The 14726-nt window shown below is 31.0% G+C and carries 17 protein-coding genes; 1 reads left to right on the top strand and 16 read right to left on the bottom strand.

The annotated features are described in order from the left end of the window. Nucleotides 1–14 precede the first annotated feature (14 nt). The 10 genes from HUU89_RS06830 to HUU89_RS06875 all read right to left on the bottom strand — a co-directional run bounded on the left by HUU89_RS06830 (nt 15) and on the right by HUU89_RS06875 (nt 8642). Nucleotides 15–848: a phosphate ABC transporter substrate-binding protein gene (locus tag HUU89_RS06830; RefSeq protein WP_175301350.1), complete on the bottom strand. Its 834-nt coding sequence runs from the start codon at nt 846–848 to the stop codon at nt 15–17. A 227-nt stretch (nt 849–1075) separates the two neighbouring features. Beyond that, nucleotides 1076–1711 carry a flavodoxin gene (locus tag HUU89_RS06835; protein ID WP_175301351.1) on the bottom strand — a complete coding sequence of 212 codons (636 nt, stop codon included), beginning with the start codon at nt 1709–1711 and terminating at the stop codon, nt 1076–1078. A 12-nt stretch (nt 1712–1723) separates the two neighbouring features. Further along, nucleotides 1724–2284: a flavin reductase family protein gene (locus tag HUU89_RS06840; protein ID WP_175301352.1), complete on the bottom strand. Its 561-nt coding sequence runs from the start codon at nt 2282–2284 to the stop codon at nt 1724–1726. After that, on the bottom strand, nt 2281–3174 hold the full coding sequence (locus tag HUU89_RS06845) for an alpha/beta hydrolase (RefSeq protein ID WP_175301353.1): 894 nt from the start codon (nt 3172–3174) through the stop codon (nt 2281–2283). Before HUU89_RS06845 ends, HUU89_RS06840 begins: the two co-directional genes overlap by 4 nt. Nucleotide 3175: 1 nt before the next feature. Then, on the bottom strand, nt 3176–4330 hold the full coding sequence (locus HUU89_RS06850; protein ID WP_175301354.1) for an MFS transporter: 1155 nt from the start codon (nt 4328–4330) through the stop codon (nt 3176–3178). Then, a complete protein-coding gene (locus tag HUU89_RS06855) occupies nt 4331–4969 on the bottom strand; it encodes a flavodoxin (RefSeq protein ID WP_175301355.1) in 639 nt (212 codons plus the stop codon). It abuts the gene before it with no gap. After that, entirely contained in the window at nt 4966–5553 is a 588-nt protein-coding gene (locus tag HUU89_RS06860; RefSeq protein WP_175301356.1) for a DUF4405 domain-containing protein, read from the bottom strand. The genes HUU89_RS06855 and HUU89_RS06860 overlap by 4 nt, the downstream gene beginning before the upstream one ends. A 95-nt stretch (nt 5554–5648) precedes the next feature. Beyond that, complete coding sequence (locus tag HUU89_RS06865; RefSeq protein WP_175301357.1) at nt 5649–6632, bottom strand: alpha/beta hydrolase; 984 nt, start codon at nt 6630–6632, stop codon at nt 5649–5651. Nucleotides 6633–6635: 3 nt separating this feature from the next. Further along, nucleotides 6636–7736 (bottom strand): iron-containing alcohol dehydrogenase, encoded by a 1101-nt coding sequence (locus tag HUU89_RS06870; RefSeq protein ID WP_175301358.1) that lies wholly within the window; start codon nt 7734–7736, stop codon nt 6636–6638. A gap of 12 nt (nt 7737–7748) precedes the next feature. Beyond that, nucleotides 7749–8642, bottom strand: a complete 894-nt coding sequence (locus tag HUU89_RS06875) for an alpha/beta hydrolase (protein WP_175301359.1) — start codon at nt 8640–8642, stop codon at nt 7749–7751. A 151-nt stretch (nt 8643–8793) separates the two neighbouring features. Between HUU89_RS06875 and HUU89_RS06880 the strand changes: the two genes are divergently transcribed. After that, on the top strand, nt 8794–9222 hold the full coding sequence (locus HUU89_RS06880; RefSeq protein ID WP_175301360.1) for a MerR family transcriptional regulator: 429 nt from the start codon (nt 8794–8796) through the stop codon (nt 9220–9222). Here the strand turns inward: HUU89_RS06880 and HUU89_RS15295 are convergent. From HUU89_RS15295 to HUU89_RS06900, 6 genes are all read right to left on the bottom strand, one after another. Further along, complete coding sequence (locus HUU89_RS15295; protein WP_317992326.1) at nt 9214–9336, bottom strand: hypothetical protein; 123 nt, start codon at nt 9334–9336, stop codon at nt 9214–9216. The two genes, HUU89_RS06880 and HUU89_RS15295, sit on opposite strands and share 9 nt — an antisense overlap. A gap of 41 nt (nt 9337–9377) precedes the next feature. Next, on the bottom strand, nt 9378–9656 hold the full coding sequence (locus tag HUU89_RS14725) for an SDR family NAD(P)-dependent oxidoreductase (protein ID WP_217498446.1): 279 nt from the start codon (nt 9654–9656) through the stop codon (nt 9378–9380). After that, a complete protein-coding gene (locus tag HUU89_RS14730) occupies nt 9607–10050 on the bottom strand; it encodes an SDR family NAD(P)-dependent oxidoreductase (RefSeq protein ID WP_217498447.1) in 444 nt (147 codons plus the stop codon). Before HUU89_RS14730 ends, HUU89_RS14725 begins: the two co-directional genes overlap by 50 nt. A 12-nt stretch (nt 10051–10062) precedes the next feature. Then, nucleotides 10063–11037, bottom strand: coding sequence for an alpha/beta hydrolase (locus tag HUU89_RS06890; RefSeq protein WP_254697714.1), 975 nt, complete (start codon nt 11035–11037; stop codon nt 10063–10065). Between the two features lie 109 nt (nt 11038–11146). Continuing rightward, nucleotides 11147–12772, bottom strand: coding sequence for a hypothetical protein (locus HUU89_RS06895; RefSeq protein ID WP_175301361.1), 1626 nt, complete (start codon nt 12770–12772; stop codon nt 11147–11149). Nucleotides 12773–12799: 27 nt separating this feature from the next. After that, nucleotides 12800–14608, bottom strand: a complete 1809-nt coding sequence (locus HUU89_RS06900) for an alpha/beta hydrolase (RefSeq protein ID WP_175301362.1) — start codon at nt 14606–14608, stop codon at nt 12800–12802. Between the last annotated feature and the right edge of the window lie 118 nt (nt 14609–14726).

The following is a 14726-nucleotide window of genomic DNA, read 5'->3' on the forward strand; positions in this document are numbered from 1 at the left end:
TCCCTCTTTATTTTTTATTTATTTGGTGTTACTAAACCAACTTTTTCAATGATTTTTTGTCCAGCATCACTATTGATGAAATCAAATACTGCTTGAACTTGTTTAGATTGTTCACTAATTTTTCCATTTGTAGCCATTACAAATGGTCTTTGTAAAGTATAGCTTCCATCTTTTACAGTTTTTTCACTAGGTTCAACACCATCTAATTGAAGAGGAGAAACTGTATCATCTAATACATCTAATGAAACATAACCGATTGATCCAGAAGTTTTAGCAACTTTAGCAAGAACAGCACCAGTTTCATTTAATTCTTGAGCATATTGACATTGATCTTCAATTCCTAATAATTCTTCAAAAGCTCCACGAGTTCCTGAACCAGCTTCACGTCCAATAACAACGATTGCTTCATCTTGTCCACCTAAATCTTTCCAGTTAGTAATTTGTCCTGTATAGATTTTTGCTAATTGATCTTTAGTTAAGTTTGTTACTTTATTAGATTTGTTTGTAATTGTTGCGATACCATCGATAGCAACAATATTTTCTTCTAATCCTTTTGCTTTTTCTTCATCTGTTAAAGCACGAGAAGAATCTCCGATATCTGTTGTTTTTGAAGCAACTGCTTCTAGACCTGCACCAGATCCTGTAAATTGTGCTTCTAATTGTAAGTTTGGATATTTTTCTTTAATTCCTTCTGATAAGGCATTAACGAATTTTTCCATTGAAGTTGATCCGTTTAAACTTACCTTTCCACTAATGTCATCTGATGCACTATTTGATCCTCCGCCACATCCGGCTAAACCAAGACACATCATGAAAATCATTAAAACACTTAATACTTTCTTTTTCATTTTTTATTTACCTTCCTTTGTTTTCTCTTAAGATATTATTTATTTTTGTTTCCTTTTCTTAAGACACTCCTATCATAGTGTTTTTCAACACTTTCAAAAATCAAAAGAACGTATGGTTTATGTTAAGTTTATGTAAAACAAAAAAAGTCCATGTTTATAAACACGAACTCACTTTTTATTATTTTCGACACTTTTTTTCGGCAATTCGGCATTTTTCAAATAACATCCTATTTTAAACTATCTGTCCAATCTTTAATTGTAGAATCTGAAGGACTTGAACTAAAACGTTGACCTTTTTGCCAATTACCACCTTTAGCTTCTTTTTGAAGTTTTGTACCACTTTCACCTAAACCAGATGAAGTAGAAGTACAAAAAGGAATAACTGTTTTGTTAGAAAAATCATTAGCCTTAACAAATGTATCAACAGGCCATGCCGCAATACCCCACCAGATAGGATAACCAATAAGTACAGTATCATATTGATCCCAATTTTCTACTTCTGTTGTTTTTAATTCAACATTTCTTAATGATGTATCTTCGTGTTCTCTTGTCACTCTTGAATCATCATTCGTCCAGTCTAAATCATCTTCTGTGTATTTTTCTTTCGGTTCGATTTCAAAAAGATCTGCCCCTAAATTTTCAGCAACTTTTTCAGCAACATCTTTGGTATGGTTTTGTGCTGAATAATAAACCACTAAAGTTTTACCATCACCTTGCACTTTCTTTGTCGTTGATTTCGTTTCATTTGTAACGACTTTTTCTTCTGTAGTAGAAACTTTTTGTGAATTATAAACCAAGTAACCACCAACACCCGCAATAATAATAACTAAAGCAATCAAAAATACTTTTACTTTTTTCATCATAGAATCAACCTCCTAATTATTTTTTAGTTGTAAACCATCATGAAATGCTTTTCCTACACATTTTCCTAATTCAATATATTGCCCATGAATCATATCAAAAGTAATAGGTTTAAATTTTTCTAAACTTAACTTACCATCTTCTCCTAAAACTTCTTCATCAATACTTACATTAACAATACGTCCCAAATACTTACTTCCATCAATTACTTTTACTAATTCACATTCTAAAGTAAGAAGAAGTTCATTGATAATAGGTGCATTCACAAATTCGCTTTTAACTGTTGTAAATCCTGCCTTTTCCATTTTATTTTCACAATTGTTGGCAGATTCTACCCCAACATAATCACAAGCAACTAAATGTTTTGTATCTGCCACACTTACAGTAAATGCTTTGATAACTTCTAAGTTCTTTGTTGTTTTATGTGAAGATAAATCAATCATGATTTCATCTCTACCAACAATTCCTCCCCAAGCAGCATTCATGGCATTTGCTTTTCCGTTTTCATCATATGTCCCAATAATCATCACTGGTTGTGGATATAAATAAGGTTGTGCTCCAAAATTTTTTCTCATTTTTCATCTTCTCCTTTTTCTATTTGTTTTTGCCAAAAATGGATTGCATCGTCGATCCATCCTTTTGCACTTGTATGAATTCCTAAGCCAAAACCATGTCCTAAAGAGGGATATTTGTGGAATTCAACATCGACTCCTTTTCGCTTTAAAATATGAGTTCTTCTTTCCATAACACGCCAAGAGGCAATCCTATCATTTTCACCAACACATACAAAAGTTGGTGGTTCATTTCTTGTATAATCACTATGTCCCGTATATTGCATCACCACAGTTCCTGGTTTAGGTAAATATTTTCCACCAAAGGAAATAGTGCCATAGCTTCCTAAATAAGCCGCCATTCTTGCTCCAGCAGAACCACCCCATAAAGAATAACAATTTGTATCTACTTCTAATTCTTTAGCGTGTTCAAAGATAAATTCAATTGCTCTTGCAAGATCAAGGCATGCTACATCAGCTCCTCCTGTACGATATTGTAAGGCAAAACCATTGTAGCCTTGTTTTGATAAATAAAGAGCATGAGGCATACTTTCATGAATTGATCCAACATAACTAAAACCACCACCTGCATTAATAATCGCAAAAGGTGCGTTCTTTTTCCCTTTGAAAAAGAAAAGTCCTGTTTTTCTTTTTGTTGGATCTGCTTGTTTTTCTTTTTCTGTATAGATATCATAGAATACTTGATTCCCTTGTTTTCTTTGATTTTCTAAATATTCTAATACTTCTATAGTTGTACTTACTTCAATATGACTATGATAAGGAAGTAAATGATCTACATCTTTTAAGGTCATGTTATTTGTAATTGAATAAAAATCTGTTGGAAATAAAAATTGTCCTATACCTTTAAATAACGAATTCTTTAAAATATCATTTATTTTTGTAGACTCATTCAATTTATTTCACCTTCTTTACAATAAATAGAGTCCCTATTGCTAATAAACAAAAGCAAACCCCATCTGCATAAAACAATCGACTTAAATCATTTGTTTTAATTAATTTTTGTAATAAAATTGCTCCATAAGGAGATAAAAAACTACCTAAATTACTTCCTGCTAAAAACAAAGAAGTTGCTAGTGAAGCATTCCTTACCTTTTGCTCATTTATTTTATGAATCAAATAAGGAAATACATTTCTAAATGCAAAACCAATGACAAACCCACTAAAAATAACAATTCCCGTACTTTGAGCTACCCCAATCAAAAACATTGCTATAGAAAGTAAAATAAAACCTAAAGTAATAGTATATTGCTTACATTTTCTTAAAATAGAACCAAACATACTTCCTGATACCATTGATCCAATACCAAGCGCTATGATAACCAAACTCGCATCACTTGCTTGCCCGTATCCTTTAGACGTCATTAAAGTAGATACTTTAATTCCCATAATCATATAAAGCATAGAGACAATAAAAATAACAAACGTATATCCTAAAACCCCTTTATAATTATTATTTCCATCTTCATTTATATGTTCATCTTTCTTTTCAACCTGTACATTTGGTACAAAAATAAAGAATAAAAGAATAACGGGAACTGCTAGTAAATAGGCATAAAAGGGTGCTTGCCAATTAATCTTTAGTAATTGTCCCGCAACAAAGGTAATAAAAATACCACCTAGTCCTTCAAAAGCACTTTGCATACCAAATAAAGAAGTTCTTATTTCACCATGGTAAAAATAAGAAATCATTGTTACTAATAAAGAGTTAAAAAGACCTATACCATAACCCAATAAAGCTCTAGAAATCATAATCAACCAAAAAGAATGCGTAAAAGCAGGTAACGTTCCAAAAATAGCAACAATTATAATTCCTAATAAAATAGTTTGCTTATAACCAATTTTTCTTGCTATAAAACTACTTGTTAAAACAGAAATCATCAAAAACATAGATGAAATCGTTGTCAATAATTCTACAGTTGATAAAGGAACATTAGGGAAAGCTTTAGCCATAGCTGGTATATTAGCATTAATAGCCGGTGCAGAAGCAACCAGTAGAGATACTGATAATAATGCGATTTTCAGCATACTCTCTTCTAATTTTTTTCTCATCTATTTATAACCAAGCTCCTTTAACCAATTTTCAACTGTTTTCTTTTGACTCTTTTCAATATCTGTACGACTTACAGCGAGTCCTTCTTTAACAGTTACATTTTTATCTTTTAAATATTCTTCCATGTCTTCTTTTGTTCCTGACATACCACTACCACCATGTGTTACAAAAGGAATAATTGTTTTATTACTTAAATCATATTGATCGAAGAAACTCAAAATAATTTGTGGATAGGTATACCACCAAATAGGATAGCCAATAAAAATCGTATCATATTGACTTATATCAATATTTAAGTCTTTTAGTTTTGGTCGACCATTTTTTTCTTGTTCATTTTTTGTATAATCATAAAGTTTATTTCCTTTAGGATAAGCTTTTTGGGGTTTAATTTGTCCAAAATCCCCACCAACTTGATCGTAAATTTCTTTTGCAAGTTTTTGAGTATTTCCCCCATTAGAAAAATAAATCACTAATACTTTAGAACTATCTAAAGAAGTTTTTCCTTTTTTACCATTTTCATCTTGAATATCATTATTTAAACCAACACTTACATTTCTTTGTGTGCGATAAAAATAATAACCCACACCAGAAGCAATAACACAGATTACTGCAAGTATAACTAATATTTTCTTTTTCATTTCTTCTTCATCTCCTTTATGATGACATTCATAAGTAATACAAACAAAATAAAGATCATCAAATATTCAAACATATAAATAATCATATTCGTTCGATCACTCACATATAAAAAATCGGACATATTCAACAAATAAATAAGTATTTGATTTTTCGTAAATAAAATAATTCCTATAAGCATTATTCCATAAACAATTATTTGATTTTTAATCCTCTTTGTAACTTGTAGATGTAAACCTACATGTAATCCCATGAGCAAATAACTCCAATAAGAACATACTAAATGCATCTTTCTTGCTAGAAAATAAGACATGATAGGCACATATCCAGCAAGTGTTAAACCACTGAGTGCAACACCAAAAATACTTATAAGTAACAAACTATTAATGGTTATAAATAGTATTTGTATCTTTGTTTTCTTACCTTTAAATAAACTCAAATACCATCTTCTATTTAAATAATGATGAATAATAAAGAAAACAATCATGATTATTCCCAAAAAAATGTGAATATCTTGTCCTGTAAATGGAAAAGCCATTAAAAGTAATAATAAAATCATCATCCCTACATCAATTACTTTTCTCACATCAATCCCCCTTTCTAATCTCATTTTAGCTATTACTTTTTTAAATGTACAATATCAACAATACATCCATGTATAACTGACAGTTATAGTAAATTTTATTGCCAAAGCCAACAAAATCCATTATAAAAATACTCTATTGCATACTCTCCATTATGGATACCACCTTTTTGCCATAAATAATAAAGATTTCCTTCTTGTTCATTATTGGCATATCTAAAAGTATGATCTTTTACATTTAACATTGCTTCAATTTGTTGTTTAAAAGCACTATAAGCAAAATCATCTGTACCAGAAGCAGCAAAAATAAAGAAGTCACTCCATGAATAGTCCTGATCTTTAACTATTTTAGCCATTGCTTCTCCATTTGAAGTTAGATTTCCACTTGATGGTAAAAAATAACGAAAATCATCTAAACAATATTGAAAGGTTCTCCATGTAGCTACCGATCCCATTGAAAAGCCAGCAAAGGCACGATGATTTCTTGATGATTTTATACCTTCTTCATCTGTAGATTTTGCATATGTACTATATGTACTTTCAACTGCAGGAATTAAGTCATTTATTAATTCTTGATGGTAAAGATTTGTTAATTGTATTGCTAAAGAATAGTCACTACTATCCTCTTGACTTGTATTGTTGTAGGTTGGACAAACAACAATCATTGGTTGCATTTGTTTATTTAAAATCGCATTGTCTAAAACATTTTTAAATTCACTTGGGCTTTTAGGAGTACCTAAATAAGTTGTTTCATTGCTCCATCCACCATGCATTAAATACACAACATTATAATTTTTTCCTTGATTGTAACCATAAGGGAGATAAACGATTGCTCTTTTATGTAATATTTGTTGATGGCTTTTGTAGCTCATTGCTTCATAAGTATCATATTTTAATTCAACAAGAGATCCTGGCTGTGTGGACTGATTATAGTAATCTTGTGGTATTTGAGTAAGTTTATTTGGAAATTTTGCTTGTGTCATTATTTTATCATTCCTTTCATTTTTATTACTTTTTGTTTGACAGCCTACAAAAAGTAAACAAACAATAATTATTTTCAATAAAATTTTGTATTTCTTCATAGGTTATTTAACCAAACAATCCTCAATGATGCTTGTTACTTCTTCAATAGAAAGTATTGTTTCAAAATCAATATTCTCAATTTTATCCCTTGTTATTTGTCCTTTAAAATACATATCAACACCTAAATCTTCAAAGAGCTTAATCATTTCTTTACTTGCTATTTCTATTTCTTCATAACCAAAAATATCTTTAAAATAACGTACAATATCCTCTTGGTAATATTTTGCCATTACTTTTAAAAATCTTGGAAATAATGTTGTTAAACTCTTTCGATAAGTTGCTTCAAACAATACCTCTGGAATAAATTCTAATTCATAAATGTCATAAGCATAATTTTCTTCTTTACCAAGACCTAGTCTTCCTGATGTTGAAATAGAAGCACCATAAAGAATAACTCCTCTTGCCTCTTCATCATTTGGATTTTCTTTCAATCTTTTTGTCGCCTTTAATACATTTTTAATAACTGAAATTCCCATATCATAAGATATTGGATTATGGTCACCAATTGTTGAAGCTGATAATTGAACAAATGTAACTAAACCTGTATAAGCTGTCATTTCTTTATCTAAAGAAAGTGAATACTTAGGAACCAATAAAGCAACATCTCCCGCAATTCCATAAGCAGTCCCAAAATCTTGTCTCCTTTTATCTGACGCTACAGCACCCAATCCATATTCGGAACCACTAGAAGGATATGTTGGTATCAAAATAAGGGGTAATTTTTCAAGACCATAAGGATTTTTTCTTCCTTTTATATAGTCCCACAAGTCCTCTTTTTGATAACTTCCAAAAGCAATAAGTTTTGCACAATCCATAATACTCGCTCCACCAGCACCAATAATCATTTCAATATTATTATCTTCAACAAGTTGAATACCTTTTTCTATAGCTATTATTTCTCGTGAAGCTCCTGAAAGTTCAAATAGTTTTCCATCACTTTCATCTATTGCTTTTTTTACATCGTTATAACAACCATTTCTTTTTACAGAGCCTCCTCCATAAACAAATAAAACTTTCTTTTTATTTACATATTCTTTTAAATCTTTAACTGGATTATTTCTAAATAATAATTTAGTATCATTTCTTAATTGAAAATCTTTCATCTTTTTTCCTCTTTATTCATATATTTTATCCAACCACTGATCTACATCCTTTGCCCAATCACCTTGAATGCCAAAACCATGTGGATAATTATTCAATACTTTAGATTCAATATTTTTATTTAATCTCTTTAATAATTTTACCTGTTCATTAAACTGGTTATAGAATGGATCTTCTGTTCCATAGACATAATAAGTTGGGGGTAAATCAAAATCTTTAAAAGTACTTTCTTCTAAATTAGCATGTGAAAGTCTTCCATAAAATGAATATGCCATAATTAAGGCATTTGCTGTTGAAGAAACTTTATCAATTTGATCTGGTACATAATGATTGTCAATTACATTTCCATTAATATCTTGACCAAATTCTAAAACAGTTCTTCCATTAGCAATACCGCCTGCAGAAAAACCAATCAATCCTATTTTATTCTCTTCAACCCCATAATCTTTTGTATAATAACGCACCATTTTTACTGCTCTTGCAATATCTATTCCTGATTCTCTTTCACTATAAGGCTGCAAACGATAATGAATAACAAATGAAATATACTCCAGCTTAGAAAACGCTTCTGCAATATCTTTTCCTTCCGCATTTTCTGAACGAAACATAAAAGCACCTCCTGAACTTACAAGCATTGCTCCTTTTATCTGTGTTCCTTGTGGTACAGGATAAATCGTCATATAGGGTTTGAAATCAGGATCATCAAAATAATCTCCTGTATTTTCTGTATAATCTGTTTCTTTAGGTATATTTTCTTCATTCCAAAGATATCTTTTTTCCTGACTTGTTTCTTCACGCTGATTTCCATAGTAATAATCATTAACATCAATCTTTTTTTCTTTACTTGAACAACCTATAGCGCTTATGCACATGATTAAGATAATTAAAATATATTTTATTTTTTTCATCTGCTATTCTTCAATACTTTCTAACCATTCTTGTACTTTTTGAGGAGCTTGTTCCATATCATCTCTTGACATTTTATTTGATGTTATTACAATTATAAATGTCGTGTGTTACACACGGTCAATATTTTTTTATAAGATGAGGTATGATTAAATGAATCAAGAAAAACAACTATTTTCAATGAAAGAAACGTGTAAAAAAACAGGATTATCTTATGATACTTTAAAATATTATTGTAATGAAGGACTCATTCCTCATGTAAAAAGAGATAAAAATAATTATCGTGTTTTTGATGAAAATGATATTGCTTGGATCAATAGTCTATCTTGTTTAAAAAATTGTGATATGACTATTAATGAAATGAAAGAATATCTTCAATTATGTTTAAAGGGTGAAGAAACAATTCCTGAAAGACAAAGAATATTAGAAAAGAAATTAAAAAAATTAGAACATAAAGTTCAAAAAATAAATGAAAGTATTGATTTTATTCATTGGAAACAAAATTTCTATGAAGATGTTTTAAATGGTAAAGTAAAATATTTTAGTAATCTTATACAAAAAGATGATGACTTATCAAAATAAATCATCATCTTTTTTATAATCTGTTTTTTTGCTTAATTCACACCACTTATCATAGTCTTTTTGATGTTCTGCAAGCATATCATGAGCGTAGTTAACGGCATCACTTCCAAGCAATAATCTTAAAGGTGTCTTTTCACTTTCAATAGCTTGTATAATTAAAGGTGCCGCTTGATCAGGATTACCAGGTTGCTTTCCATGATTCTTTTCTTTTCAATACGTCTTGTACCAGCTGTTAAGGCATAATCTTCTATTGCTTTTGGCGATTGTGTTAAGGAGCTTCCTGTAAAGTTTGTTCTGAAAGCACCTGGCTCAACAATCATAACTTTAATTCCTAAAGGTTCCACTTCTTTCTTTAAAGATTCTGATATTGACTCTAGCGCACTTTTAGAAGCTGCATAGTAACCTGAACCCATAGAAGCATGAATAGCCAACATTAATAATCGCTCCTTGGTGTTTTGCCCTCATAAAGGGTAACACTTGTTTAATTAAAGCAACAGGTCCCCATACATTCGTCTTAAAAAGCTTACTTATATCTTGTCTTGTTCCTTCTTCTATGGCAGAACGATAACCATATCCCGCATTATTAACTAAAATATCAATAGAGCCAAAATAATCAATAGCTTGCTTTACTGCATTTCTAATACTTTCTTGATTTGTTACATCTAAAGCTATTCCTAAAGCACTTTGTGGATATTGATCAACAATTTCTTGAATTGTGTCTGTATTTCTTGCTGTTACAACAACATTATAACCTTGTTTTAAAGTTTCTTTTGCAAGGCTTCTTCCAAGGCCTGAAGAACATCCTGTAATTAACCATGTTTTTTTCATTACTTAGCTCCTTTAATTCATATGTTTTTCCCAAAATTGAATAGCATGATTGATCCAACCTTCTGCTTTTGTTCCTTCGCCTAGTCCAAAGCCATGTGGAAGTCCTTTAAATTTTTCAATTTGTGCATCTGTCCCATTTGACTTTATTTTATTAATTCTATTTTCCATCACTTGATCATCTGCAATATAATCTGCTGTTCCTACACAGGCATAAGTTGGCGGTTCATTTCCTGTTACTTCAGATAAACCCGTATATTGCATAATAACTGTACTTGGTCTAGGATAAGCTTTTTCTCCAAAAGACTCTGTTCCATAATCTCCTAACCAAGCTGCCATTCTTCCACCTGCAGATCCTCCCCACACTGAATAAGATGTCACATCAATTTTTAATTGATTTTTGTTTTCATGAATAAAAGCTACAGCTCTTGCTAAATCTTCCATCGCTTTATTAGCATCCGGTCTATAAATCAAAGCAAAAGCATTATAACCTTTTTTTGAAAGTTCCAAAGCATGTGGAAAACTATCTTGCATGGCGCCAACATACATAAATCCCCCACCTGCATTTAGGATTGCAAACTTAGTATTTTCTTTTCCACGAAAATAAAACAAACCTGTATTACGCTTTTCGGGATCAGCCCTCATTTCTTCTTCTGTATAAATATTATAAAATATTTGCTTCTTAGAATCTGCTTGTTGTTTCATATAATTAACAATTTCTACTGTTTTATTAGAATTAATATAGTTATACCAAATATACAAACTTTTTGATTCATCCAATGTCATATCTTTATCTATTTTCCTATCAACAGGAAATATTAATTTTCCATATCCTTTAAATGATGTATTATTTATTACATCATAAACTTTTGTATTTTTTGTAAAAGTATTCATATGATATCTTCCTTCACTATTAGTATTAGAATGTGCACACCCTACAACCATCATTAATAACATTCCTACTAAGATTATACTTTTTATTTTTTTCATAGGCTATAGTTCCTTTCTAATAATTAGAATACTCCCGTGAGTAACGCCCATGTCAATAAAAAAGAGAACAATCTTTTTGATTGTCCTCAAGTATCATTATATAAGAATGTTAATCATTTTCTTTTTTTCTTTTAACTAAGCAAACTGTTCCACCTGCTAATACCATCATTGATACTAATCCTAATAATTCTGTATCATCTCCTGTTTTTACTTTTGATGATGTTGGTTTATTTACTTTTGTTGTTGTATCTGTTGTTGGTTTTACTGTTGGTTTATCAGTTGTTGTTTGTCCTCCATTTGCTGGTGTTGATGGTTTTTCTGTATCACTTGGATTTTCTGGTGTTGCTGATTGTTTTACTTCTTTTGTTTGCATTGATAACCATTTCCAAGCTGTTAAATCTCCATCTTTACATTGATTTTCAAAGAATAAAGTCCATGCCCAATGTCCATCATATTGTAATGGAATTTTACTTGTTCCTGTTGTATCTAAAATTGTAGGATCTGATGGATCACCAAAGAAACGACCAGTAACGTCACTTGCATTATCAAATTGTGAATAATGGAAATTTGTTGCACCAATTTCTTTCATTTTTTCTACAATAGGAATTGATCCTTTATAACTTGAACTATCTCCTAAAGTATAAGTAGACCAAACTGGGAATGTTTTTAAATAATTCAATTGTTCATCTGTAACAGTATTAATATCAAATTCATGACACATTGGGAATGCTGCTGCAAAATATCCCATATGACTTAAAACCATATCATAAACCATATTTCCACCATTAGAACATCCACCAATAATAATTCTATTAGCATCAATATCAGGATGTGATGTTACATAATTATCAATTAATTCAAATAAACTTTCTCTCCATTTAGAAGGTGTTGCTCCACTTGTATAATTACCATCTTTATCTACTGGCCAACCATATCCTTCAGGACATTGTGGAACAAGAACATAAGCTCCTTGGAAATTACTTTGGAATTCATCGCTAATCAAAGATGTAACCTTATTACCTAAATAAGCAATTTCAGGATTTGTTCCTCCTTCTCCTGCACCATGTAACCAAACAACAAGGGCATTCTTTTTATCATCTTTTTCTGGAGTAAAAGATGCATATGGTAAAACATCTCCATTAGTTGCCTTAAATGTATCACTTGTAAATTGATTGATTTCTGAACAAATTTTTCCATCTCCTTCTAAATCAATTTTTTCTGCAACATTTAAAGATGTTACAACTTGATGATCTGTTGTTTTTAATTCACCATTAAGCGTAATTGATAATTCATAAGGATTACACCATTCATTATATCCATTATAAACAAAGGCTGCACCTTCTCCTGTCATTGTCGGACTAACATACATTTCAAGAGCAATATAATGAGAATCTTTTGATACCTTATTTCCATTTTCATCTGAAGTATACGCTTTTAAAACATGTCGATCTGCATTAGACATTCCTACTTCCCATGTAGGTAATAAAATATTCTTTGTTTCTTCAACAGTAAATTCGTCCTCTTCATCACCGATTGAATCTGGTGTAATTTCTTTATCTAAATGAATAACTGTTTTAGTTACAGCTGGCCCCCAATCTTCTGGAACAATATAGGCTTTTTGAGTTCCTGTAGCTTCTACCATTTCAGTAGCATTAACAGGTAAAGCCATCATTGAAAATAAAGTCATTACACTTAATGATAAAGCTGCTACTTTTTTTACTTTTTTATTTTTCATATTATTTATCCTCCCAAGGGATATTAATTATTCAACTTCTTTTTTTCTTTTAACTAAGCAAACTGTTCCACCTGCTAATACCATCATTGATACTAATCCTAATAATTCTGTATCATCTCCTGTTTTTACTTTTGATGATGTTGGTTTATTTACTTTTGTTGTTGTATCTGTTGTTGGTTTTACTGTTGGTTTATCAGTTGTTGTTTGTCCTCCATTTGCTGGTGTTGATGGTTTTTCTGTATCACTTGGATTTTCTGGTTGATCTGGTGTTGTTGGTTGATCAGGAGTGTCTGGAGTGTCTTCTTTTGACCAAACAACATCTTTAGCAAAGTTATATAAACATTGTGCCCAAGTATAGATATCATGTGAACCATATACAAATCCACCATCAATGAAGTTTTCACTTGGCATATATTTTGCTCCCCAATCACGGATTGTTTCATAAGCTCCATATAAACCAAATCCATTAGCGTGAACTGCAGTATCGTAGTTACCTGCTTGAGTATAGATTACTGAATTTAATAAATCTTGAGAAGGTTCAATATTTTCATAAACTTCTTGTAAGTAAGCTTCTCCATTTTCTCCTCTTAATTTACTAGCATCATATTGGAATCCTTCTTTGAATGTTGCATTTCCAATATTACATCCAGAGAAAATACCAAAATATCCAAATTTATCTGCATGATGGAATGCCATATATGTTGTTGTCATAGATCCCATAGAGAATCCTGCGAAAGCTCTATCCTTAGCTTCTTTTGAAACATTATAATTTGCTTCCATGTATGGGATAATGTATTTAGTAACGTTTTCACCAATTTGGTAATAATCCCAACTATATAAAGTATTATCCATAGATACAACAATTGCTTCTTGATCTGGATTTTCAGCAATCATATGATCCATAACGTTTTCACCTTGTGGTTGATTCATCCAATAAGTTTCATTACCACCATCACCATGGCTTAAGTAAATAACTCTATATGGTGTTTCTCTATTAGCATCATATCCAGCTGGTAAGTATACTTCTAAATCTTGATGTTCACTTCTAGTTCCTTTATATTCTACATATTGAACAGTTCCTTTATTAGAACCTTCATAAGGTGTCATATAATCTAAGTTAGGAGTGCTTCCTTGTTTTTCGCTATATTTACCATAAACAATACTATGTGTGATATCTCCAGTTTCTGAATCACTGTTTGCTTCGTTTGCACGGCAAGGTGATACATTCTTTGGATCATCTACACTAACAGTTCTTACTTGATCTTCACCAGGTAATTTATAATTAATTTGATAATAATAGTAATGAGCTCCACTAATCATAGGAACACTAATAGTATAGTTTCCACTTGCATCTTGTTCTAGGTTTTCAAATGTCCATTCCCCACTCCATGTAGTAGGATGTACGTTTGCAGCAAAGTCTCCAGGTTGATAATCTAATAAACTATGACCTCTATCTTCACCTACTTCATAGCTACTGTGTAATCTAAATGATCCTACTAAGTTAACTCCTACGATTTCTGCATCTTCAGGAATTGGTTCTAATAATTGGCTTCTTGGACTTCCATCTTTATTAGCTAAATCAGCTTTTAGGTTATAAACAAAGTGAGCTGTATATCCTGATTTAGAATTTTCGTCAGCTACGACAGTTACTCCTTCCTTATAAGTTGTTGCTTCTTGTAGTGCAACTCCATTATCTGCACCTTCAACTTCAGTTACAACACTTGCATCAGTTGTGTTATCTCCTTCTAATGCACTTACTGTTCCAACAGCTGTTGAAAATACCATCATTGCACTTAGCGACATTGTCGCAAATCTTTTCATCTTGATGTCTTTCATTCTATTTCTTCCTCCCATAAACATGATAGCGTTTTTTATAAAGCGCTTTCAATGAGAGAAAAGTGCAATAAATCCCATAAGTAAAATTATTATTTTTATAACAAGTTATTTTATAAAA

This window comes from Faecalibacillus sp. H12 (assembly GCF_013361255.1).
GTDB lineage: Bacteria > Bacillota_I > Bacilli_A > Erysipelotrichales > Coprobacillaceae > Faecalibacillus > Faecalibacillus intestinalis.